General features: G+C 37.8%; 18 protein-coding genes. 11 read left to right on the forward strand and 7 right to left on the reverse strand.

The window, feature by feature from the left end; all coding sequences use genetic code 11:
• Positions 1-86: 86 nt before the first annotated feature.
• From G9H60_RS00390 to hemF, 3 genes are read left to right on the forward strand one after another with little or no spacing between them, the layout of a single operon-like run.
• A complete protein-coding gene (locus G9H60_RS00390; protein WP_223142158.1) occupies positions 87-680 on the forward strand; it encodes a beta/alpha barrel domain-containing protein in 594 nt (197 codons plus the stop codon).
• A gap of 12 nt (positions 681-692) precedes the next feature.
• Positions 693-3,305, forward strand: a complete 2,613-nt coding sequence (locus G9H60_RS00395; RefSeq protein ID WP_223142159.1) for a transglycosylase domain-containing protein — start codon at positions 693-695, stop codon at positions 3,303-3,305.
• Between the two features lie 2 nt (positions 3,306-3,307).
• The gene (gene hemF, locus G9H60_RS00400) at positions 3,308-4,201 is read left to right on the forward strand and encodes an oxygen-dependent coproporphyrinogen oxidase (RefSeq protein WP_223142160.1); all 894 of its coding nucleotides are present in this window, start codon (positions 3,308-3,310) and stop codon (positions 4,199-4,201) included.
• Between the two features lie 92 nt (positions 4,202-4,293).
• Here the strand turns inward: hemF and G9H60_RS00405 are convergent, their stop codons facing one another.
• The gene (locus G9H60_RS00405) at positions 4,294-4,695 is read right to left on the reverse strand and encodes a hypothetical protein (protein ID WP_262899901.1); all 402 of its coding nucleotides are present in this window, start codon (positions 4,693-4,695) and stop codon (positions 4,294-4,296) included.
• 47 nt (positions 4,696-4,742) lie between these two features.
• Positions 4,743-5,837, reverse strand: coding sequence for an o-succinylbenzoate synthase (locus G9H60_RS00410; protein WP_223142161.1), 1,095 nt, complete (start codon positions 5,835-5,837; stop codon positions 4,743-4,745).
• A 67-nt stretch (positions 5,838-5,904) separates the two neighbouring features.
• On the opposite strand from G9H60_RS00410, the gene lpxK reads away from it, so the two are divergent.
• The 8 genes from lpxK (at position 5,905) to mnmE (ending at position 17,008) form a co-directional block, all read left to right on the forward strand.
• Entirely contained in the window at positions 5,905-6,912 is a 1,008-nt protein-coding gene (lpxK, locus tag G9H60_RS00415; RefSeq protein WP_223142162.1) for a tetraacyldisaccharide 4'-kinase, read from the forward strand.
• A 29-nt stretch (positions 6,913-6,941) separates the two neighbouring features.
• The gene (locus G9H60_RS00420) at positions 6,942-8,933 is read left to right on the forward strand and encodes a putative porin (protein ID WP_223142163.1); all 1,992 of its coding nucleotides are present in this window, start codon (positions 6,942-6,944) and stop codon (positions 8,931-8,933) included.
• Positions 8,934-9,343: 410 nt separating this feature from the next.
• Positions 9,344-10,012 carry a transposase gene (locus G9H60_RS00425; RefSeq protein ID WP_223142164.1) on the forward strand — a complete coding sequence of 223 codons (669 nt, stop codon included), beginning with the start codon at positions 9,344-9,346 and terminating at the stop codon, positions 10,010-10,012.
• A 93-nt stretch (positions 10,013-10,105) separates the two neighbouring features.
• Positions 10,106-10,645, forward strand: coding sequence for a gluconate 2-dehydrogenase subunit 3 family protein (locus G9H60_RS00430; protein WP_223142165.1), 540 nt, complete (start codon positions 10,106-10,108; stop codon positions 10,643-10,645).
• An 11-nt stretch (positions 10,646-10,656) separates the two neighbouring features.
• Positions 10,657-12,366, forward strand: coding sequence for a GMC oxidoreductase (locus G9H60_RS00435; protein ID WP_223142166.1), 1,710 nt, complete (start codon positions 10,657-10,659; stop codon positions 12,364-12,366).
• Between the two features lie 6 nt (positions 12,367-12,372).
• Positions 12,373-15,291 (forward strand): PD-(D/E)XK nuclease family protein, encoded by a 2,919-nt coding sequence (locus tag G9H60_RS00440; RefSeq protein WP_223142167.1) that lies wholly within the window; start codon positions 12,373-12,375, stop codon positions 15,289-15,291.
• Between the two features lie 68 nt (positions 15,292-15,359).
• The gene (locus G9H60_RS00445; RefSeq protein ID WP_223142168.1) at positions 15,360-15,644 is read left to right on the forward strand and encodes an SCP2 sterol-binding domain-containing protein; all 285 of its coding nucleotides are present in this window, start codon (positions 15,360-15,362) and stop codon (positions 15,642-15,644) included.
• Positions 15,644-17,008 (forward strand): tRNA uridine-5-carboxymethylaminomethyl(34) synthesis GTPase MnmE, encoded by a 1,365-nt coding sequence (mnmE, locus tag G9H60_RS00450; protein ID WP_223142169.1) that lies wholly within the window; start codon positions 15,644-15,646, stop codon positions 17,006-17,008. Before G9H60_RS00445 ends, mnmE begins: the two co-directional genes overlap by 1 nt.
• A gap of 25 nt (positions 17,009-17,033) precedes the next feature.
• On the opposite strand, the gene G9H60_RS00455 is transcribed toward mnmE, so the two are convergent.
• The 5 genes from G9H60_RS00455 to G9H60_RS00475 all read right to left on the reverse strand — a co-directional run bounded on the left by G9H60_RS00455 (position 17,034) and on the right by G9H60_RS00475 (position 23,816).
• Positions 17,034-17,615: a hypothetical protein gene (locus G9H60_RS00455; RefSeq protein WP_223142170.1), complete on the reverse strand. Its 582-nt coding sequence runs from the start codon at positions 17,613-17,615 to the stop codon at positions 17,034-17,036.
• 65 nt (positions 17,616-17,680) lie between these two features.
• Positions 17,681-18,055, reverse strand: a complete 375-nt coding sequence (locus G9H60_RS00460) for a helix-turn-helix domain-containing protein (RefSeq protein WP_223142171.1) — start codon at positions 18,053-18,055, stop codon at positions 17,681-17,683.
• 236 nt (positions 18,056-18,291) lie between these two features.
• Positions 18,292-21,399, reverse strand: coding sequence for an efflux RND transporter permease subunit (locus G9H60_RS00465; protein ID WP_223142172.1), 3,108 nt, complete (start codon positions 21,397-21,399; stop codon positions 18,292-18,294).
• Positions 21,400-21,410: 11 nt separating this feature from the next.
• Positions 21,411-22,466 (reverse strand): efflux RND transporter periplasmic adaptor subunit, encoded by a 1,056-nt coding sequence (locus G9H60_RS00470; protein ID WP_109322763.1) that lies wholly within the window; start codon positions 22,464-22,466, stop codon positions 21,411-21,413.
• Positions 22,467-22,490: 24 nt separating this feature from the next.
• Positions 22,491-23,816, reverse strand: coding sequence for a TolC family protein (locus G9H60_RS00475; RefSeq protein WP_262899902.1), 1,326 nt, complete (start codon positions 23,814-23,816; stop codon positions 22,491-22,493).
• Between the last annotated feature and the right edge of the window lie 9 nt (positions 23,817-23,825).

Here is a 23,825-nt window from a genome sequence, read left to right on the forward strand (position 1 = left end):
TTTAGTGATTTATTTCTCCAATAAGTCATTTTTATTTGTAATTCACGTCCTAAAGCGTAGTTTTGCCAATTGTTTTAGAAGAGAATATGATGTTAAAAACACGCGTTAAGGTTTCCTCGATTGATAACCTTTCAGACGCTCGCTATTGTGCTGGTATGGGGGTAGATTGGTTAGGATTTGCCTTACATGACATGCCACTAGATAAATACAAAGAAATAAGAAATTGGTTGAGTGGAGTAGAAATAGTGGCAGAACTTGCTGGGCTTTCAGCTGACCAAATGAAAGAAATTGTTCAAAATTATGCTCCAGATTGGATTGAAGTTGATTCCAGGGCCCAGTTGCCTCGTTTATTGGAATTAGACATTCCCAAAATGATGCGTGTTAATATAGATACCGATAATTTACCCGCTTTATTTGCTACTGCTGCACCTTATATAAACTACTTTTTATTGGTAGCCGATTCTCCAGATTCCTTGCAGGGAATGGAAGCTCAAATAGAAACTTGGGCGGCACAATATCCTGTTATATTGGGATTGGAGTTGCCTGAGGAAGATTTGGAGGAATGGGTAGAACAAAGCTCGATTCAAGGTATTGGTTTGACAGCAGGCCAAGAGGATAGACCTGGTTTTAGGGATTTTACGGATTTAATGAGTATCTTAGAAAAATTAGAAACGGAATAATTCAATCCATTTATGCTACAACGAATTCGCGCAATCGTTCAACAGCTTAAAAGCCTTTTCTGGATAGGATTGGAGCGTTTAACTGCTTTTTTATTGCCCTTATTAGCCCGTATTTTAGGTGAAAAAAAGTATTCTTGGTTAGTAGGCCAAGTGGCCATGACCCATTTTTTTCTACTGACTAAATGGCGTTTAATTGAAGCCTATTACGAAGCCCATGTAGATCGCAGTTCCCCGTATTATCGTCCTATTGTGACCATGTGGAAGGTAGCTGGTAAAGCGGTCATGTACGTTTTGATATATCTTTTTGTCATTGAAACGAATATTTTTTGGTTGACAGGTGAAATGCCGGGGGTAGATGAATTACAAAATCCCAAATTATCCCAAGCTTCCGAAATTTATTCTGCTGACGGAGTTTTACTAGGTAAATATTTTGCCGAAAACAGAACGCCTATACGTGATTATAAATTGCTTTCTCCTTATTTGGTTCAGGCACTTGTAGCGACTGAAGATGCTCGTTTTTATGAGCATACTGGTATTGACTTTCAAGCTTGGGCTGGTGTGGCTGTTGGATTAGTTAAAGGAGGTGATCGTGGGGGAGGAAGTACCATTTCCCAACAATTAGCTAAGAACTTATTCAAAACACGTACCAAGAAAAGTTTTACTAAAACGGGTTTATTTGGTTATATACCGGGGCTCAGTAAATTGATCTATAAATCCAAAGAATGGGTTACTGCCATTAAATTGGAACGCTTTTATACCAAAGATGAAATTATCCTTTGGTATTTAAATACGGTAGATTATGGCAATAATGCCTATGGTATTAAAGTAGCATCGAAAACCTATTTTAACACTTCTCCTGACTCATTAAATATTCAAGAAGCAGCTATTTTGGTTGGACTTCAGAAGGCGACAACCACCTATAATCCAAAGCGTTATGAAGGTAAACCTTTAGAGCAAAATAAAGCTTGGAAGCGTCGTAATGTAGTTTTAGCTCAAATGGTTAAAGCGGGTTATTTAAAGAAAAATTCCTATGATTCTTTGGCAAAAATGCCGATTGAATTACATACCAATGAGGAATCTCCTTATGATGGAACAGGTAATTATTTTAAAGTAGCCATTGCCAAATATTTGAATGAGTGGGCCAAGGCCAATGACATGGAGATTGACTTGTATCGTGATGGTTTAAAAATTTATACCACAATCGATTCAAGGATGCAAATTCATGCCGAACAAGCGGTGGAATCAGGCATGCGTTCCATTCAAAAAACTTTTGACAATCATTGGACAGGCCAAAACCCATGGGTAGATGAACATGGAAAGGAAATTCCTGGGTTCATTGATACTGTGGCTAAACGTACGGAATATTATAAAGCTTTGGTACATAAATATCCTGCTAATCCTGATTCTGTCATGCATTACATGAAAAATGTAAAGCGGAAAATGTGGGTTTATTCTAGGTCTACTTTGGGAGAAGAACAAATGACCATGAGTGCTTATGATTCCATTCAATACTACAAGAAATTCTTACAATCGGGTATGATGACTCTAGATCCCTATACCGGACATATCAAAGCTTGGGTGGGAGGTTTAGACTTTAAGTATTTCAAATACGATCATGTGAAGCAATCCAAGCGTCAACCTGGTTCTACTTTTAAGCCATTTGTTTATACTGCCGCTATTGATGGACCTAAGGATTTGTCGCCATGCTACATGATGACGGATGAACCTTTTGAATTAGAAGTTGAGGAGAAAGGTGAGAAGAAAATTTGGCGTCCTTCCAATGCGGATGGCACATTTTCGTATGCAGCCATGCCGATTCGACGGGCATTAGCTAAATCCATCAACTCCATTACGGCTCGATTAACCAATGAAGTGGGAGCAGATACGGTCATGTATTATGCCCAGAAAATGGGAATTAAGAGCCCCTTGAAAGCTGTTCCTTCCATTGGTTTAGGATCTTTTGATGTTTCTTTATACGAAATGATTGGTGCTTATTCTGCTTTTGTCAATGAAGGTATACATGTGGAACCGATGATTGTCCAAGAGATTAAAGATCAAAATGGTAAAGTCTTACAGCGATTTGATCCTGTTTCATATCGTGTTATTAAAAAGGAATCAGCTCAGTTGGTTCGTTCCATGTTGGAGGGGGTTGTATATGAAGGAGGAACGGGAAGTTCACTACTTTGGAATGAAGGAGAAGTCTTATTGCCTACGAATAATCGATATGCACCAGCATTTGCTGCAAAAACGGGTACCACTTCGAATCATTCAGATGGTTGGTTTATAGGAATGACACACAATTTGATATCTGGGGTCTGGGTAGGTGGAGATGACCGTTCGATTCACTTTCGAACAGGAGCACTTGGGGAAGGTTCAAAAACGGCTTTACCTATTTATAAGCGTTTTATGATCAAGGTGGTAAATGACCCATTATTGGCTAATTATAAACCTGTGCCTTTTGATAAGTTAGATAAACGCGTAGTCAAAAAAGATTTTAATTGTCAAAGTTCGTACAGTACATTGCCTGATTCACTACAAGTCAGTGATTCAGAATTAGATTCACTTAATTCTTTATTAGGCAGTCCAACTGAATCACCTGATACCAATCAACATTCTCCACAATAAGTATGCGAAAGGAAGTCATAGCCGATTATTTCAAAGGTTTGCAAGATTCTATCTGCAGAGGAATCGAAGCTGTCGATGGTGGAAGTAGATTCAAAGAAGATAACTGGAAACGCAAAGAAGGTGGTGGTGGCCGTTCTCGTGTCATTGTGAATGGGAATATCCTGGAAAAAGCGGGAGTTAATTTTTCTGCGGTATTTGGTCCATTGCATCCCAAAATGGTTAAGAGTCTAGATATTAAGGAAGAGGTCGATTTTTTTGCCACTGGGGTGTCGATTGTAATGCACCCAATCAATCCTTGGGTGCCAATCATTCATATGAATGTTCGGTATTTTGAATTAAGTAATGGAGAACATTGGTTTGGGGGAGGAATTGATTTAACACCCCATATCATTATTCCAGAGCAGGCAAAATGGTTTCATGAGCAAATTAAGGCTGTTTGTGATCGATTTGATAAAACGTATTACCCGAAATATAAAACCTGGGCTGATGATTATTTCTTTAATACTCATCGTGAAGAAACACGTGGAATTGGTGGGATATTTTTTGATTATATCAAGGCTAAAACATTGGAAGAGAAATTAGCCAATTTTGAGTTTGTAAAAGCTGTCGGGGAAGCATTTGTTCCTATCTACAGTCATTTGATGGAAGAAAATGCGATTCGTCCTTTTGGAGAAGCCGAAAAGGCATTCCAATTACTTCGTCGAGGAAGGTATGTGGAATTTAACTTAGTTCATGATCGAGGTACAAAATTTGGTTTAGAAACCAATGGAAGGACAGAATCAATTTTGATGAGTTTGCCTCCATTAGCTAGTTGGGATTATATGCATGATTATTCGGATTATCCCTTGGGACTAGAAACACAGAAATTGTTAGTAAAAGGAGTGGATTGGGTATAAAATCCTTTAACTACTCTTCATAGAAAAAGCCGTTAGAATTATATTCTAGCGGCTTTTTGCATTTATTTTTATGATTTTAATGGGCTAAATTTCTAGCTTTCTTTTTCCCAAACTACGCTAATACCTTTAGGTGTCATTAATAAAATACGTGTTGGTGAAGGTAATAATACTAATCTGGCACCTACGGCAGGATTTTCAATCCATTCTACTTCCACGCCTTCTTTCTTTCCAATTTCAATTTCACCGTCTTCCGTTTCTACAAATTTTTTGGCTAAATAGGCTGTAGGCAAAAGAACGTCAGATTCAGGGCAATGCTTGATATGAACTTTCTCAAGAATTTCTTCCAATTGATCTCCGTATTTTTCATTAAAATCATCTTCTAAATCGTGTAGGATTTCTTCTACGTCATCATAACTTTCGTCTGAATAGTTCAATTTAGAGAGTTCTAAGCGTTTTTCTAAGATGGCAATCATTGCCGCGTCAATCGTATTCATGAAGTATTTTCTATTTTTTTGTAAAGATAGGCCTTAAAATGTATTTCCTAAACATGATTTTCATGAAATGGATTGACACGGAGAAAATTTGGGTTGAAATGTAATTTTCCTCTTTGAATCAACAAGCCTGAAGCAAAATTATTGGTATACAGAGATCCTGTTCCTAGTCCCTGAGGAATTTGAGGTGAATATTCTGCGGTAAATTGGGCAATAGCTTGTAATCCAATGTTAGATTCCAAGGCAGAAGTAATCCACCAGCCCATTTGACGTTTTTCTGCAGCTTGAATCCAATCATGGCTAGCTGAAAATCCACCAACAAGGCTGGGCTTAATAATGATGTATTGTGCGGGTATTTTATCTAATAATTGATTTTGTTGATCTTCACTTTCCAAACCAATCAATTCCTCATCCAAAGCGATGGGTAAAATGTTTTCTTGGCATAAATCTGCCATTGCATTCCAAAGACAAGCACGTATCGGTTGTTCAATACTATGAATATCCAATTTGGCTAATTGCTCTAATTTGTAGGCAGCTTCCTTGGGACTAAAAGCCCCATTCGCATCTACTCGAATAAGTAGTTTTTCTTTGGGAAATTGACTTCTCAAATTTTTCAAAATGGCTAATTCTTGGTCAAAATCAATTGCTCCAATTTTTAATTTTAGGCAGGTATACCCTTGGGCTATTTTCTCTTCGATTTGATCTTCCATGAAATCAGGTTTTCCCATCCAAATCAAGCCATTGATGGGAATCGCCATTTTTCCTAGGCTAAATTCATTCTTAAAAAAGATTCCATTTTTAGCTTGTATGTAATCAACAACTGCCATTTCTATGGCAAATTTATAGGAGGGGTAGCCTAATGGAAGATGGGAAATAAATAATGGTAACTCTTCAAGAGTTTCAGGAAAATACTCCCATTTAGCGCTCTTAATGTATTTTTCGAATCCCGCCAATCCTTCTTCTTCAAATTCTGGACTAAGTCCTCGCAAAGGACCTGCTTCTCCTATTCCTATTTGAGTGGGGTTTTTCTTATTCTTAATTTGAATGAAATACGAATTTTTTTCAGTCAATACGCCTCTAGAAGTACCGGCTTCAAAGTGAAATTGTAAGGAATGTTTTTGGTAAGAAACGGATATATCAAACATAGCTGCAAGTTATTATTTTCTTGGCTGTTTTGCCGCCTCGACGATTCTTTTTAGCTTTAAACTTGATATGAAAAATGTAATCACCTGGTTTCCTGCATTGCTTTATGGAATCATCATTTCTATTCGTAATGCATTTTATGATTGGGGATGGTTTAAATCGCATCATTTTGATCAACCCAAAACAATAGTGGTGGGTAACTTGGCTGTGGGAGGTACTGGTAAAAGTCCATTGGTATCTTACTTGATTCAGCATAAAAGTTGGAAAAAATCATTGGGTATATTAAGTAGGGGTTATGGACGTGTAAGCAAGGGTTTTCGATGGGTTGAGCGTGATTCCACAGCAGCTGAGGTGGGAGATGAGCCATTAACCTATAAAACAACTTTTCCTGATATTCATATTGCTGTCTGCGAAAGTAGGGTGGCAGGGATTGAACAAATGGTCAATCAAATTCCTGAGATCGAGACGGTTATTTTAGATGATGCATTTCAGCACCGTGCTTTGAAAGCGGATTTCAATATCATTTGTACCACTTTTGATCAACCATATTTTAAAGACCATTTGATGCCGATGGGTCGATTAAGAGAATGGAGAGAAGGGATAGAAAGAGCTGATGTGGTGCTTGTAACTCGTTGTCCAAGCCATTTGAGCCAGCAACAAATGGAATATGTAAAATCAGAAATTCCCAAACCTGTATTCTTTGCTTCGATTCGATATGGTAATCCCAAAGGTATTCAAGAATTCAACCAAATTTCATGGCATGCCTTTGCAGGTATTGCAAATCCGATCTTGTTTTTTGAACAAGTAGATAAATTAGGCGTCTTGAAAAGCACACAATCATATCCAGACCATTATCGTTTTACTCAAGCTGAACTGCAGGAATTGAATACTAAGGCTACTAAAATGGCAGAGAATGAGGCATTTATTACCACACACAAGGATTATGTTCGCTTTCAAGCTGTTTTTCAGGACTTCCCTGTACTAGCTAAAAAACTGACCTATTTACCTATGGAGATGTATTTTTTGAAGGGAGAGGTAGAGTTTTGGAGCTTGATGAATCAAAGCTTAACAAAATAAATTCCTTATTTTAAGCTACCTTTGCGGCGATGAAACATCGGTTAAACTTACTTTTTGTTATTTCTTTTTTGCTTCCATTTTCGATTTGGGCACAAGTTTTGACGCCTGGAACGAATTCTACTTTTCCCGGAACGCAAAATCCCAATGATCGAAATGGTTTCCCAAATCCCGCTACTCAAACTAATCAAGGTAAAAGTAAAGGGCCTCAAAAAAGCGGTCGTGCAGCTTTAGATGATTCAACTAAACAAGTATATGGCCCTAATACCATGTATTTTGTACACGAATCGGATGTGGTGAATTCGCGAGAAATTAAGCGGAGAATAGATACCACACTCACTTTGTTTCAACGCTATTTATTTCAAGAGAAAAGCGGTTTTTTAACAGCTAATTTAGGAAATGATGGAACTGCAGCCAGACAGGTGTTTTTTCAATCGCCAGGTACTTTAGGTACTCAATTGGGATATTCGGTTTATTCCCCTTATGCTTTTCAATCAGAACAAGTGCGGTATTTTAATTCCAAATCGCCTTATTCTGAAGTGGAATATAACCTAGGTGGAGGAGGTCAGACTCGTTTGAATTTTAATTTTGCTAGAAATGTAGATTCTCTTTGGAATATTGGGATTGCACTTCAAAGGATGGTGGCAGATAAAGTTTTAACGGATGCTGCATTTAAATCAGGAGAGCAAAGTTTGTTGGGTCAATGGGGTTTATTATTACACACGAATTACCAATCAAAAAACAAGAAATATCGCTTATTGGGGCATATAAACTATTTTGATCAAGGAACGAATGATCAAGGTGGGGTAAAATTATCCAAAGTGTTGACAGCTGATGAAGCTTTGAAATACATAGATAATACAGCTATTTTGTCCAATTCTCTTTCTCAATCCAATGATAAATTCATCAAATTTCATGTTTACCATGAATATGTAGGTTGGAAAGGTTTACAATTATTCCAGGCAGTGGATGTGGAAAATCGTACAGTAAAGTTCAGAGACAAAGCATTTCAACAGTCTTTGGTCGATGGTTTTTACCCAAGAACCTACATTCAATACATTCAAGCACCAGCAGAGGATTCCTTATACAATGAAAATCAATGGTCTTCTTACAGTCATCAAACGGGCTTAAAGGGTATTTACAAACAATTTGTATACCGTACCTATTTAAAGCAACGCTTTTGGTCCGTTTATAATCCATTGAATGAGAGTAAATTAGATAGATTTGAAAATTATGTTGGATTGTGGATTAATCAATCTTTTAACCAAAATATTGATTTTACAGCAGAGGGAGAATATTTATTAGGATCGGATTATCGAATAAAAGCCAGTTTTCAATCTCCATTTTTTCAAGTAACTGCACAAAGAATTTCCTACAGTCCAAGTGTGGCTCAAAACTGGGTTTATAATACCTCGTATAGATGGAAAAATGATTTTGCCAATATTTCCATGGATGAAATTTCAGGTGCTTTGCACTTGAAGTCGAAATATGTTTATTTCAAACCTGGATTAACAATTCAGCGGATTTCGGATTGGGTTTATTTTGATTCATTGGCCACACCAACTCAAACTAAATCAGATATTGGTGTTTTTAGAACTACTGTGGATTTGGGTGGACAATGGAGGAAATTTTCTTGGTTTACGAAGCTGTATGCCAACACGCAAACTGGTCCTAATCTAATACGAATGCCTAACTTATTGATTGATGCTAATTTAGCTTTGGATGTACAGTACAAAAAGTTATTGTATGTTCAATTTGGAATAGATATACATCATCAATCTGCTTACTTTGCTGATGCTTATCAACCAGCACTTCAGCAATACCATCTTCAGAATAATTATCAAGTCCCTGCTTTTGTGCAGCTTGATCCATATGTTTCCCTACGTATTAATCGAGTTCGATTATTTTTCAAAATGTCTCATGCCAATTATGGCCTTTTGAACAACAATTATTATACGGCTTATCTTCATCCAGCCATGTCCCGTGTTTTTGGATATGGGGTAAAATGGCTCTTGTTCGACTAGAGGATCGTTGAGCCTTGGGACAGTTGAGCCGAAGCAGTGCTTCGGCTTTGGGATCGTTGAGCCTTGGGACTGTTGAGCCGAAGCAGTGCTTCGGCTTTGGGATTGTTGAGCCTTGGGACCGTTGAGCCGAAGCAGTGCTTCGGCTTTGGGATCGTTGAGCCTTGGGACTGTTGAGCTGAAGCAGTGCTTCGGCTTTGGTATCGTTGAGCCTTTGGACCGTTGAGCCGAAGCAGTGCTTCGGCTTTGGGATCGTTGAGCCTTTGGACCGTTGAGCCGAAGCAGTGCTTCGGCTTTGGCTTTTATCTGGTTTTTGATATTCTGATAGTCGGATTTTTTTTTGATATGTTATGGCGCTTTTTTTGTTGTAGAGGTCTGTTTTTTACAGATATATACAGTCAAAAATCATATCTATGCCACCAATAAAACCAAGAAAATTTCGGAATAAATATAGAGTAGATACGACTCGAAAGACCAATTGGGACTACAGAAGGCCTGGTGCTTATTTTATTACTATTTGTACCAAAAACAGGGTTCATTATTTTGGTAAAATTGTTAAAAAACATCCATTATTCGATTCTGAAATGCAATTGAGTGAATTGGGTAAATTGGCAGAAAAATTTTGGATCGAAATACCTTTACATTTTCCATTTGTAGATTTAGGGAATTTTGTCATCATGCCAGACCATTTACATGGAATGTTGATTATCAAAAATATTTCTGATACTTTGTCCATAAGGATTCCATCAAATAAAGAAACATTCCCTTCCAATTCTAATGTCTTGGATATAAACATAGTAAATAATGAAGGACCTTTTCAAAAGATAAATGCATGTCCAAGAAAAGCATTTATGTCTTCCATTTCCCCTAAATATGGATCTATATCCTCTATTATTCGCTCATATAAATCTGCGGTGTCAAAATACGCACACAAGATTGATGCCGAATTTTCTTGGCAATCGAATTACCACGACTATGTTGTTCTTACTAAAAAAGCATTTGATAATATGCAGGAATATACTCGTAATAATCCCAAAAATTGGAAAAAAAAGAGTGTGCGCCAAATTCCTCGTTCGGGCTAATCGAATTTCTGTTTTTTCATATTTTACCTACATTTTCAGCACAACAAGCTCCCGTTTTTTCATTAGATTTACTCTGTTTAAAATCTATTGCAAATGACATCAATTTCTCGTCGTGAATGGGTAAAAGGAATGGCACTAGTCACATTAGGAAGCGTGGCTTTTTATGACCTTTCTGCCCAAACGAAACCTATTTTACCTACCTCTTGGAAACCAATCGAGTGGACTAAGGATCAAGATCAATTATTAAGTGATTGGGTAGGGATTATCATACCCGAATCAACTATCCCTGGAGCTGTCAGTTTAGGAGTTCCAAGCTTTGTAAAAACCATGTTGGATGATTGCTATGAGCCAACGGCTCAGGATGCATTTCGCAAGGTATTAAATGGTTTTAGAACATCTTTGGAGACCTATGTGAAAAAACCCTGGACTCAAGCTAACCAAGCAGAAAAAGAGCAATTCCTTTTTGCTATGGCTCATGGTAATCTAGGTGCTGATGCGCAAAATGCTATGTCTACTTTAAAGGGATTAACCATTCAAGGCTATACTTCTTCTGAAGAAATCATGGTCAAATACTATCATTATGTCATGGCGCCGGGCTTTTTTAACGGTTGTGCTCCAGTCAAAAAATCATAAGTTTTATTTCGATGAATTATTTAACGAATGCCGAAAAGCGCACCTATGGTGCTATTGTCATTGGGTCTGGAATGGCCGGAGGTTGGGCTGCCAAAGAATTTTGTGAAAAAGGAATTAAAACCCTTGTTTTAGAAAGAGGAAGAAAAGTAACCCATAATGAAGATTATCCCACTACTTTAATGTCACCTTGGGAATTTCCCCATCGTGGTCGATTGACAGATGAAGAAATCAAAGAAAATCCCATCATTTCTAAATGTTATGCTTTCCGTGAGGATGCCAAGCATTTTTTTGTGAAAGATAAAGAGCATCCATATGAGCAGGATAAGCCATTTGATTGGATTCGTGGTTATCAAGTAGGAGGTAAATCGCTCTTATGGGCTAGACAAACCCAGCGTTGGTCTCAATTGGATTTTGATGGCCCAGCACGAGATGGTTTTGCAACTCCGTGGCCCATTACCTACAAAGAATTAGATCCATGGTATTCTCATGTGGAAAAATTTGCAGGTATTTCTGGGAATAAGGATGGCCTAGATGCACTTCCTGATGGAGAGTTTTTACCTCCTCACGAATTGACTTGTGTAGAAAAACACTTTCAAAAGGAAATTAAACGACTGTATAATGACCGCCATGTGATTATTGGAAGGTGTGCTCATTTAACTCAACCTCAGGATATTCACGACCAACAAGGACGAGCGCAATGTTTAGGTAGAAATTTATGCCAAAGAGGATGTCCTTATGGCGGCTATTTTTCAGCCAATGCGTCTACTTTACCTTGGGCTGCCAAAACAGGAAATATGACATTACGTCCTGACTCTGTGGTACATTCCATCATCTATGATGAGAAGAAACAAAAGGCAGTAGGTGTTCGTGTAGTGGATGCACATACCAAAGAAATGGTGGAATATTTTGCTAAAGTGATTTTTGTTACCGCAGCCGCTTTAAATACCAATTTGATTTTGTTGAATTCTACTTCACATCGTTTTCCCAATGGCTTGGGTAATGATTCTGGCTTATTGGGTACACACATTGCTTTCCATAACTATCGTGCCTCTATTTCTGCGGAATATGAGGGTTATTTGGATTTTAAAACAGAAGGAGGGCGCCCTAATTCAGGTTATATCCCTAGATTCCGAAATTTGTACAAGCAAGAAACCAATTTCTTACGCGGCTATGCGGCGGGAATGAATGCTGGTAGAGGTTCAAGTAGCGATCGGGAAGGCTTAGGTGAGAGCTTAAAAAATTCGCTGTTGAATCCAAAGATGAACCAAATGTGGTATGCTGGTTCACACATGATGGGTGAGACGATACCAAAAGAAAGTAATAAAGTGACACTCGATAAGCTTAAAAAAGACGAGAATGGCATGCCTATTTTGCATGTAAATGTGGCTTATGACGATAATGATGATAAAATGGTGCAGGATTTCATAGATCAATTTACTGAAATGTACACCAAAGCTGGCTTTACCAATATTCACCACCGAGATACCAAACAAGCACCAGGTTTGGATATCCATGAAATGGGAGGTGTCCGTATGGGCGCCGATGCGAAAACGTCTCTTTTGAATAAATGGAATCAAATGCATCAAGTGAAAAATGTATTTGTGACTGATGGAGCATGCATGACTTCAACGTCTACTCAAAATCCTTCTTTAACCTATATGGCTTTTACGGCAAGAGCCGTAGATTATGCTGTCAAAGAAATGAAAAAGGGAAATCTGTAAGATAGCATGAAATCATTTTTAAGGAAAACTGCGGAACATCTCATAGCTCAACATGGCTTTGATGAACTGAGGGAAGTCGCAATCGTGATGCCTTCCCAAAGAGGTGCGCTTTACCTTAAAACACAATTAGCTCAATTGGGAGAAAGACCTTTTATTTCCCCTAAAGTGATGACCATTGAGGAATTTGCCTTACAAATGACAAATTCTGAACTGATTGACCCTATAACTTTATTGATGGAAGCTTTTGCTTGTTTCAAAGAAGTAGATCAACAAGTTGATTTTGATCGATTTGTTTCATGGGGACAACTGATGCTAAAAGATTTTGATTTACTTGATTTATATCTAGTAGATCCAGTTCAGTTGTTTTCTTTTTTGTCGGAGGCCAAATCCTTGGAACGATGGGGAAATGAATATGGAGAAGAACAACCTGAAAAATTCATTACTGAAAATACCAAAGCCTATTTTAAGCTTTACGATCATTTATTAGAAGTATTTATTCGTCTTAAAAGTAGGTTGGAGTCCTTGGGTTTGGTGTACCGAGGAATGGCATATCGTAGCCTTGTTGAAAATTTAGAACAAGGAAAAGGATTAGCGAAAAACTTCAAGAAAATCTATTTTGTTGGGTTTAATGCACTTTCAAAAGCAGAGGAGGAAATTATTCAAACTTTGCTAAAACAAGGTTTGGCAGAGACTCTTTGGGATGCAGATGAATACTATGTCAAAAATAAATTTCATCGGGCTGGAAATTGGTTAAGAAATTATTCTCATCCTGTTTCTCAGGACTATTTATCCCGAGGACCTTTTCAATGGATGGAAAAGCATTTGCTTGAAGATCCTAAAAAAGTTCAAATTATTGGTCTTGCCAATCCTTCTGCCCAAGTTTATGTGGCTATGGACGCCATTAGAAAATGGGCACATACCTATGGTGACCAAGAGCAAGTAGCCTTAGTGTTAGGAGATGAATCGCTTTTGGATCAAGTAACTCAATATATTGGTGAGTTTAAAGATCGATTGAATATCACCATGGGTTTTTCCATAAAAAAGACTCAAATATTTTCATTGATTAATTTATGGTGGGATTTGACCAAAAGAGCTGTTGAAGGTCGATATCCAACTGCATATTTACTAACGCTTTGGCAGCATCCTTTGGTACAGTTATATGCCCAATATTGGTCTAAGCAGAAGCAAATTACTACCAATGAATTACTGGTGTCCAAACTTGGTGCTGATAACTTATATATATCCTTTGACGAAGTTAGAGCCCTGAAAATTCCCCTGCTTAATCATATTTTAGTGAAGGCAAACGATGATTTTTCCGTGATATTAGCGCATATCAAAAGTTTCATTCATCAAATTATGTTGGCTTATCCCCGAAATGAATGGGATGAGCAAGCTGAGGCAGTTCAGCAAGCATTTGATGTGTGTGAAACGCTAGAATCATCTATTCAAGATAGATTCCCGATTTCTTATTCTAGTGGAAAGATTCTATTGATGCAATTATTGCAGCAGCAAAAACTAACCTTTGAAGGCCCTGATCATAGTTCCAGAACCTTGCATGTCATGGGTTTATTAGAAACGCGAACCCTGGATTTTGATCGAGTAATTGTATTGTCATTGAATGAAGGATCCTTGCCAGGAACAAGAAAACGAGAAAGCCTAATTCCTACGGACATAGCTAATATGTCGTATTTTTCATTACCCACTTTCACGCAAGCAGACGCAGTTACTTCCTACCACTTTTATCGTTTGTTGCAAAGAGCACAAGAAGTAATACTCTGCTACGTGCAACCTTCCGAAAAATCAAGTATCAAGGAAATGAGTCGTTTCATCAAACAGATACGATTCGACTGGAAAAAGAAGAATCCTCAATTGGTGTTGGAAGAGCCTGTTTTGGAATTAGGTAAATCTGATAAAAAGAGAGAAGAGCATGTGACAAGTATTGAAAAAACGGGAGAGATGCGTCAAAAGATCAAGGAAGTTCTTTTGAAAAGGGGATTGTCTGCCTCTTCAGTTTCGATGTTGGTGACCTGTTCCATGAAGTATTATTTTTCTCAAATTGTGGGTTTACGTGACGACAAACAGAGTGATGACGATATGGGGGCTGATGTTTTTGGTACTTGGATTCATAAAGTATTGGAATTAATCGATACAGAAATCCAAGAACAGCATGGAGGAAGAATGGATCAAGTGGATTGGTCAGATAAAATGCTTCATTTGGAAGATTATTTGAATCGAGCCATTCGTGAAATCGAAAAAGAAAAAGGGGTATTTGAATTGGAAAAAGGTTTCAATTATGTTTTGAAGGAAGTTGCGAAAACGATATTGGAAAATTATTTGCTAGCATCTCAACAATGGGAAAATGAGCCCATTGAACTTTTAGTAGTAGAGGGAAGTTTAGAAACACAGGTAGGAATATCAGTTGATGGAGAAGTTTGGCCAGTGAAAATGAAAGGTAGAGTAGACCGAATGGATCGCTTAGGAGCCAATATTATTCGAATTATTGATTATAAAACAGGTAAAGTAGAGAAAAAGGATTTGAAAATCGGGGATGACTTAATGTCTGAATTAACCTCCGAGGATATCAAAGAAAAGTTATTTCAGTTGTGGTTATATAAGTTTTTATTGGGAAAGGAGTTATCTAAACCACAAGAAGATCGAGTAGAATATTTGAAACAAATTCATGCTCCTTCCGTACAGATTCAGCCTGGAATTATATCCTTTAGGAATTTATCAGCTGCGGTTTTGACAGAGAATATCGAGTTTAGTGAACATCAATCTTTGGAAGATTTTTTAAAGGAATCAGAAAAATTGATTGCACATTGGGTTCATCGTTTACTAGATCCTTCAGAGCCATTTGAGAAAACGGCAGATTTGGAGGATTGCCAGTATTGTGACTTCAAGGGGATTTGCCGCCGGGAAGTCTAATGTAAAATTTCTTTAAGGAAATAAATGCCTTAAATTTGCTATTTCATTGACACATTTAGAATAAAATTATGACATTTCAAGACATCAACGATCGTATTGCCACTATGGCCGCACAAAAAGGCGGATTAGGCGTTTCATTTAAGTTTGCTTTTCCAGAAGGTATCATTGTTGTTAAAAACGATGGTTCAGTCACCAATGAAAATGAAGAGGCTGATTGTACTATTTCTGCTACGGTAGAAAATTTTAGCAAAGTGATGTCGGGCGACTTAAACCCGATGATGGCTGTCATGACAGGAAAAATCAAGATTTCTGGTGATATGTCTGTTGCCATGAAATTACAAAACTTGCTATAATGGATTTTAAGGATACGATTATTGCCCTAGCTACTCCTTTAGGGGTAGGTGCTATAGGTGTCATCCGCTTGTCGGGCGACCAAGCTATAGCCTGGGTGAATGACGTTTTTCCTACTAAAGATTTATCTAAACAAGCCCCGCATACTCTACATTACGGACGTATTGAATCCGAAGGAAGAGTGTATGATGAGGTGGTGATTAGTTTATATAAAGGCCCTAAGTCGTATACCAAAGAGGATGTCATCGAGATTTCTTGTCATGGTTCGCCCTATATACAAGAAAGTATCATTCAATTATTTGTGGAAAAAGGAGCTAGATTAGCTAGGGCAGGGGAATTTACACAGAGAGCCTTTTTGAATGGAGCATTTGATTTAGCTCAAGCTGAAGCCGTTGCCGATGTTATTGCCGCTGACTCAGCCGCAGCTACTTCTGCTGCCTTGCATCAATTACGGGGAGGTTTTTCACAAGAATTGGCTGCTTTGCGAGAGGAATTGATTCATTTTGCATCATTGATTGAGTTGGAGTTGGATTTTGGTGAGGAGGATGTGGAATTTGCGGATCGACAAGATTTAGAGGATTTAGTCAATAAGCTATTAGATAAAGTGAGACCCTTGGTAGCTAGTTTTAAGGCAGGAAATGCCATTAAAAACGGCGTAGCTACTGTAATAGTTGGAAAACCCAATGCAGGGAAATCCACCTTGTTAAATGCCTTATTGAAAGAGGAAAGAGCCATTGTGTCTGATATTGCTGGAACTACTCGGGATAGCTTAGAAGATGAATGGGTATTAGGCGGCATTCGATTTCGTTTGGTGGATACAGCAGGATTACGAGATACTACAGATGTTATAGAAGCACAAGGAGTTCAACGAACTCAGGCTTGGGTGAAGAAGGCTCAAGTGATTTTGTATGTGGTGGATGTGAGTGAGGATAAGCCAGAGGACATACAAGCCACTTTATTAGAAATGGCTGAATTAGATATACCCTTGATTTTGGTATTAAACAAAGTCGATGAGAACCAGCCAGCAATTAACGATTGGGAAGCAATGGGTTTTCCCACAGTGGCTATTTCAGCCAAATTCGGGCAAGGATTGATGGATTTTGAGCAAATATTATTGGATGTGGTGGGTTTGAATCAAGTGTCCAACTCAGGCACGATGGTTACCAATTTGCGGCATTACGAGAAATTGAAACAAACTCAGGAAACTTTGGAAGAGGTTTTAGCTGCTTTAAAATCTAATTTAACGGGAGATTTAATTGCTCAGGACTTACGTTATGCCTTACATCACTTAGGCGAAATCACAGGAGCCATCTCCAACGACGACCTATTGAAAAACATCTTTGGGAAGTTTTGTATCGGAAAGTAACTATCATATATAGTTATAATTAAAATCAAGCATGCTGAAGTACGTTTCGAAGGATTGATTTTAAAGTACGCTTTGTTTTGCCTGTTCCATACTGCTGCGTATACTTCATCAACGCATCAGCATTAAAACTACGTACATTGTGCGGCAGTTTATCTAGTGCTTGGGATTGGTCTTCAGCAAGGTTGTCCAAATTGTTTAGTAAATCAACAAGCAAATATTCTCTTGAGATATTTTTAGGAAAAGAGGATTTTAGTTTGAATTCAAATGTCTTACCATTTAGTTGAAACTCGCCTTTGCGCTTATGGTTGTAAACCCATATGGTATTATAAAGCTGTGTTAGTCCTAGCCCTAGTGAATTAAAACTATTTGGGGATACCAAAATAAAATCTTCGTCCTTCAGAAAACATTCTATTACCTGGCGGTCATCCGGGGGGACAGCCCCAAATTTTGATTGTTTGGGCGCGTAATACAATCCTTGGTTGAGTTTTATCAATGTTCCATCTTTTGTGAGCTGTGCCAAATGCCTATCTATGGCCGTGGAATAATATTCCAGGTCAGAACGGCGATATATCTCACCTTGCTTTATATGTTGACGGAGTAAATTCATTGCTCGGATACAAAGTTAGTGAGTTTTTTAGAAATGCATGCAAAAAATGGAAAAATTCATGCAAATTACCAATCCTCACCCATCTCATTCATCCTCGCCACCTGTTTAAGCATTGTTTGGATGTCATCCTGATAGCTTCTAATTTTTGGAATTTCAGGAACATGCATCAGGCCTTTTACTTCGGTTACGGCAAAGTGATTCCGTTTATTGATTCTAACGGGTTTAAGTTTTCCGGCTTTAATATAATTGTCGATGGTGCGGCGACTTACTCGAAGCATACGCATGGCTTCGAATGTATCGATCCATTTCGTTAAAAAGGAATCAACTGGATTCTTTAAAGATTCAATCTCGGATTGCAAATTAGCAATCATGGATTTCATTTCAAGAAATTGCTCCATCAGCATTTCATTGGTGATATTTTTCGTAGTTACCGCTTCCATTGTGCACTAAATTATTTTTATTTTTTCGAAAGAAAAAGTGTCTGGACAATTTGATACGCTATGAGACGCAACTTTAGACTCGTCTAGACTATTTTAGAATTTCGAACGGTTCAAATATGCAAAAAGTCAATGTAGTGCTGTTTACGTTTGTCGTTAGTTGTAGCTCTTTGTCGCTCTTTGTATATATAAAGCGATATAAATAGCTTTAGTTGGCTTTGTTTGGAATCTTTTTATGATTAATTGAATTCGCCAGTTTTTTGATTGCTAATTTTTTCTTTCACTTTATCCACCAAATAATATACCATCGGCACTAAAAATACAGTTAAAACCAAAGAAGAAATTAAACCTCCGATAATTACCCAGGCCAGTCCGTTTTTCCATTCTGCTGCTGTTCCGCTGCCTAATGCTATGGGCAACATTCCTATTGCCATGGAAAAAGTCGTCATTAAGATTGGGCGCATACGTTCTTTGCCTGCAGTAATCAATGCCTCTTTGAAATGTTTTCCATCTGCTTTCAGTTGATTTGTAAAATCCACAATTAAGATGGAGTTTTTTGTTACCAATCCCATTAGCATAATCAAACCGAGCAAAGCAAATAAGCTCAAATTACTTAGTGATAAATTCAATGCTAAAAATGCTCCGATTGCGGCAACTGGTATGGCAAACAGGGCAACAAATGGATAAATATAACTGTCGTACAAGGCAACCATAATCAAATAAATGAGTAAAAATGAAACCAACAATACAGAGCCTAAAGCCCCGAAACTGTCGTTTTGCCGTTTAATATCACTTCCCCAAGTCATTTGTATGCCATTGGGTAAGGGGTTGTTTTTGAGATATGACACGACATCGTCAGCCACAGTTCCCGAAGGTCTGCCGAGTGCATCGGAAGTTAATGTAACGGCAGGTTGTCTGTCTTTTCGTTCTAAAAGCGAAGGCGAATTATCTCTTTCAATAGTTGCAAACTGCGAAACTTCAATTGGCACACCCATTGGATTGACAATATTCAAATTATTAATATCATCATAATTTTGACGGCTGAACTTATCCAACCAAATCCGTACAGGATATTCTGTTCCGTTTTCCGTTAAAGTGGCATCGTCATTTCCTGTAAAAGCGGTACGCAAATTCATTCCCACATAAGCCATGTTCAATCCTAAACGCTGCATTTTGTCTTTGTCAGGAATGACTTTTAATTCAGGGCTTCCTGCTTCTACCGAAAGCCGCACATTATCTGCTCCAGGTATTTTTTCAATGACTGTTTTTAAGTCATTACCTGTCTGCATTACCTGGTCTAAGTCGCTTCCGCTTAATGTAATTTCTATCGGTGCAGAACGTGGAATTAAGCCTAATGTTATCATTGAAAAATTGATGCCTGAATATTCTTTTTGCAAATCAGTTCGCAATTTTCGCATAAAGGTTTCAGTAGAAAGATTATTTGTTTCTTTCTTGGATTTTAGCTGAATAGTAAATTCGGTTTTATTGGCAGAACCAACTCCCAAACTTCCGATACCTGTGCTTGGTCCGCCTACATTGCTGAAAACAGTTGAAACTTCGGGTTGCTTCAAAATATAGTTTTCTATTTTTTCTGAAACCAAATTGTTTTGCTGAATGGAAGTACTTTTATCAAACTCTAATGCCAAACGGAATTTCCCTTGGTCGCCTGTGGAAATCAGTTCCTTTCCAATAATTCCCTGTTTCATCATTGCTGCCGTCCCTACGAACAGCAACAAAACAAATCCTGTAAAAATGAGTTTGTGATGTAAAACCCAATTCAATGTTCTGCCATACCAATTGATAAATTTGTCTAACTGATGTTCAAACCAAAGCAAAAAACGGTTGAAGATATTAGTCGGCTGCAAATCTTCTTTTTTCCCGATGCGTGAAGCCAGCCAAGGCGTTAAAGTAAAACCTACCAATAAACTTGTAAGCGTAGATGTGATAACCACTACCGAAAATTGTTTGAGCATATCGGCAACAAAAACCTGTAAGAATAAAATCGGCAGAAACACAACCACATCAACCAATGTAATAGACAATGCCGAAAAACCGATTTCCATTCTTCCGTCCATAGCTGCCGTTCTTTTTTCTTTACCCATATCCAAATGACGTTGGATATTTTCTAAAACTACGGTAGCATCGTCCACCAAAATACCGATGATTAAAGACATTGCAAGCAAAGTCATCAGGTTGAGCGTATAACCCAAAAGCCACATCACGGCAAAAGCGGTAATTAAGGAAGTAGGAATGGCAACCAAAACAATCAATGAGTTTCTGAAACTTCTCAGGAAAAGTAACATTACCAACGACACTAAAATAACGGCTAAAATCAAGTCAAACACTACCGAGTTAACGGCTGCTATGGTGTTATCGGTGCTGTCGTCCGTAACTACAAATTTTACATCTGCATTGGCATTTTGTTTTTCAATGGACTGAAATTTTTCCCTAATCAGTTTTGAAACATCAACGGCATTGGCATCACCTTGTTTTTTTATCATTAAGCCAATACCGTTTTTACGGTTGTAACGGCTATACGAAGTAATTTCTTTAATGCCGTCTGTTACTTCCGCAATATCTTTCACATAAACAGGACTGTTTGGAAAAGGCATTGCGACCTGAACATTCTTTATGTCCGTAATGGTGTTGAACTTTCCTACCAAACGTACCGAATTATTTTCTGTATCGGTTTGCAATTTTCCGGCAGGTAAATCAATCCCCGAACGATTGACAGCTTCCACTACCTGATACAAAGAAATTTTATAGAGCTTCAATTTTTCTTTGTCCACCTTGATTTGAATTTCCCGTTCTTCTCCGCCTAAAATGGTTATCTCTGCCACTCCTTTTAGCTGTTGGATTTGTGGCAGGTAATCGTCTTTCATTTTTTGATAAAACACTGTCGGCTCTAAATTGCTGGTTGCACTAACCGACATTATCGGCAAATCATTAGGCGACACTTTACTCATTACAGGGTTTTGAATATCGTTAGGCAAGTCCTTTCGGATATTGTCAATGTAGCGTTGAGCGTCCTGCATTGTTTTGTCTAAATCTGTTCCGTATTTCAGATTGGCAATAATGATTGAAGCATTGGGTAATGATTTGGTAAGCAAATAATCTACGCCCTCCAGATTAGAAAGTGCATCTTCAATTTTTCGGGAAACGGAAGTTTCCACTTCGTTGGGTTCTGCACCGGGATAAACGGTTCTGATAACCACAACAGGCTGATTAAAATCGGGCATCAGTTCATAGCTCAAATTCTTGTAGCCGATAATTCCCAGCAGGGCAAATACGCTGAAAAGTACGATAATCAGCGAGGGACGTTTGATTGATATTTCTGTAATATTCATTTTCGCTGATTTTATTTAATCGTAATATTCGCTCCGTCAAACAGATTGATAAAGCCATTCGTTACCACAATATCGCCTGTTGCCAATCCGCCTGATACAATCGTTCTATTGCCGATATTTCCTGATATGGTTATCGGTTGCAATACGGCTTTTCCGTTTTTTATGAGATATACTTTTGCTTTTCCATTTTCTTCTGTAATGGCAGATGTCGGAATAAGAATACCTTGTTCTTGTTTGGTTTCAGAAAGATTTACTTTGCCGAACATTCCCGATTTTATGGTTAAGTTTTTGGTGTTGGCAACCTGAAACTGTATTGGGAAACTATTGCCCAGATTGGCTTTGCTTCCTATCATTGAAATTTTGCCCGATAGGGAAATGTCGGGATAAACATCAGCATTGATTTTGTAGGTTTGATTGTTTTGGAATTGCACCAAATCATTTTCGGGAACATTAACCGTAAAACGTAAAGTGCTTATATCCGTAATTTGTAGCAACGGAATACCCGGTGCTGCAAAACCGCCCTCCTCATTGAGCTTGGCAGTTACCACACCGTTGAAAGGTGCTTTTATGGTGGTTTTACTGATTTGTTCTAATAAAGTTGCTTTCTGAACTTTTGCAGATTTCAATCCCAATTTTGCCTTTTCCAACTGCACCCCCTGAACGGCATCGGCTTCCGTTAAAATGGTGTATCGTTTTACATCGTCTTCCAAACCCTCAATCTGCACTTCAACCGTTTGCAGTTGTAATTTCAATAACGAATTATCCAACTGAATAAGTGTTTGTCCTTTGCTTACACTACTTCCAACATCTACCAAAACAGCATTGATTTTTCCTTGTATATCCGCACTGATTTTTGTTTCCTTATTCGGCTCAAAAGTACCTGTATAAGTATTTGCATCATCAATAGTCTGCAAACGAATGGTGTCAGCATTTACAGTAATAGGTTTTTCTTTGTCATATTGATACACCTTGCTTTCGGTGGTTTCTTTATTGTTTTTCAACTTAAAAAACACAAGTGCAATTACCGCAACCAAAGCAATTATCCCGATTATTTTTTTCCAATTCATATTCCTGATTTTTTATTCGTTATTTTAATTCTTAATTGTTCCTGCCAGCTTTTTTAGCTCCAAATCCGCTTTCAGAAAATCTATGACAGCATTTAGGTAATTTTGTTGTGCTTCACGAAGTGCATTATCAGCCAATAAAACATCGGTAAGTATTGCCGTACCTTGCTTTTGCTGTAAAATTGTTTGCTCATAAATCGTTTTCGCTAAAGCAATTTGATTTTCGGTATTGATGATGGTGGATTGAGCAATTGTTTTTTGTTGGATGGCATTTTCAACTTCCATATCATTCTTTTCAATGATTAATTTTGATTGCAATTCATTGTTGGTAATCTCCAATTTCTTTTGATTAATTTTTAGCTGTGTCACTGTTCCATTAAATAGTGGATAGCTCAGTTGCACTCCTGCAAATCCAATTGGGTAGAATTTCAAAAAATTGTTAGGCTTTTTATCATAGCCAAAACCTGTTGTTCCGTAAGAAGCAATTAAGTTTAGCGAAGGCAGAAATCTCGACTGGTTCAATGTCTTTAAATCACTATGAAGCAGTTGGTTTTGTTTTTGGATAATTTTTAAATCCAAAATATTTCTTGTATTACTTTCTAAAGAAACTTTTTGTTGAATTTCAGAAACAACAGAAATATTTTGCTCAAATGAAATTCCCATATTCAATTTCAATGCATTCAAGACCTGAATAAGTTTGTAGTTTACATTTTGCCTTTGCGTGTTGAGTTGTTCGGCTTGCAGTTTTACTTTGCTCACATCGCTACCTTTAGCCAAAAGTTGATCTTTCAAGAGTTCCATATTCTTTAGTAGCTTTCCGGTATTAGCAATATTACTGTCCAAAAAAGCCAAATGATGTAAGATAATTTGAGCATTGTAATACAATGTGGTAATATCAAACAGAACCTGTTCTGCCGATTTTTGAAAATGCAATTCTGTAAGTTCTTTAGCAATTTGTGTGCTTTGTATCGCTCCATAAATCTGTGGATTATACAAAGGCATAGCCAACTGCACATTGGCGTTAATGTTGTGCGGAACACCAAATTGCAAATCTCTGAATTGACCTTCCGGAGCTTGCGGATTGAGTGCATTCATCGGCATTAGCTGTGTAGGTAATTCCATAAAATATTTGTAATCGGTATTGGCGGTAACTTTCGGAATGAGATTAGCTTGTGCTTCTTTTTTTCGTTGTTCGCTGATAGATATGTTATTGCGATTGATTCGCAAAGTTTTGTTATGGACCTGTGCCGTATCAATACATTGTTTCAGTGTCCAAACCTCTTGGGCTCGAGCTACATTCCAACCAAATAAAACGATCAGGCCCAATATGAGTTTGTGAGTATTCACTAACATAGCAAGTTA

Source organism: Aquirufa aurantiipilula (assembly GCF_019923745.1).
In the GTDB taxonomy this organism is placed as follows: domain Bacteria; phylum Bacteroidota; class Bacteroidia; order Cytophagales; family Spirosomataceae; genus Aquirufa; species Aquirufa aurantiipilula.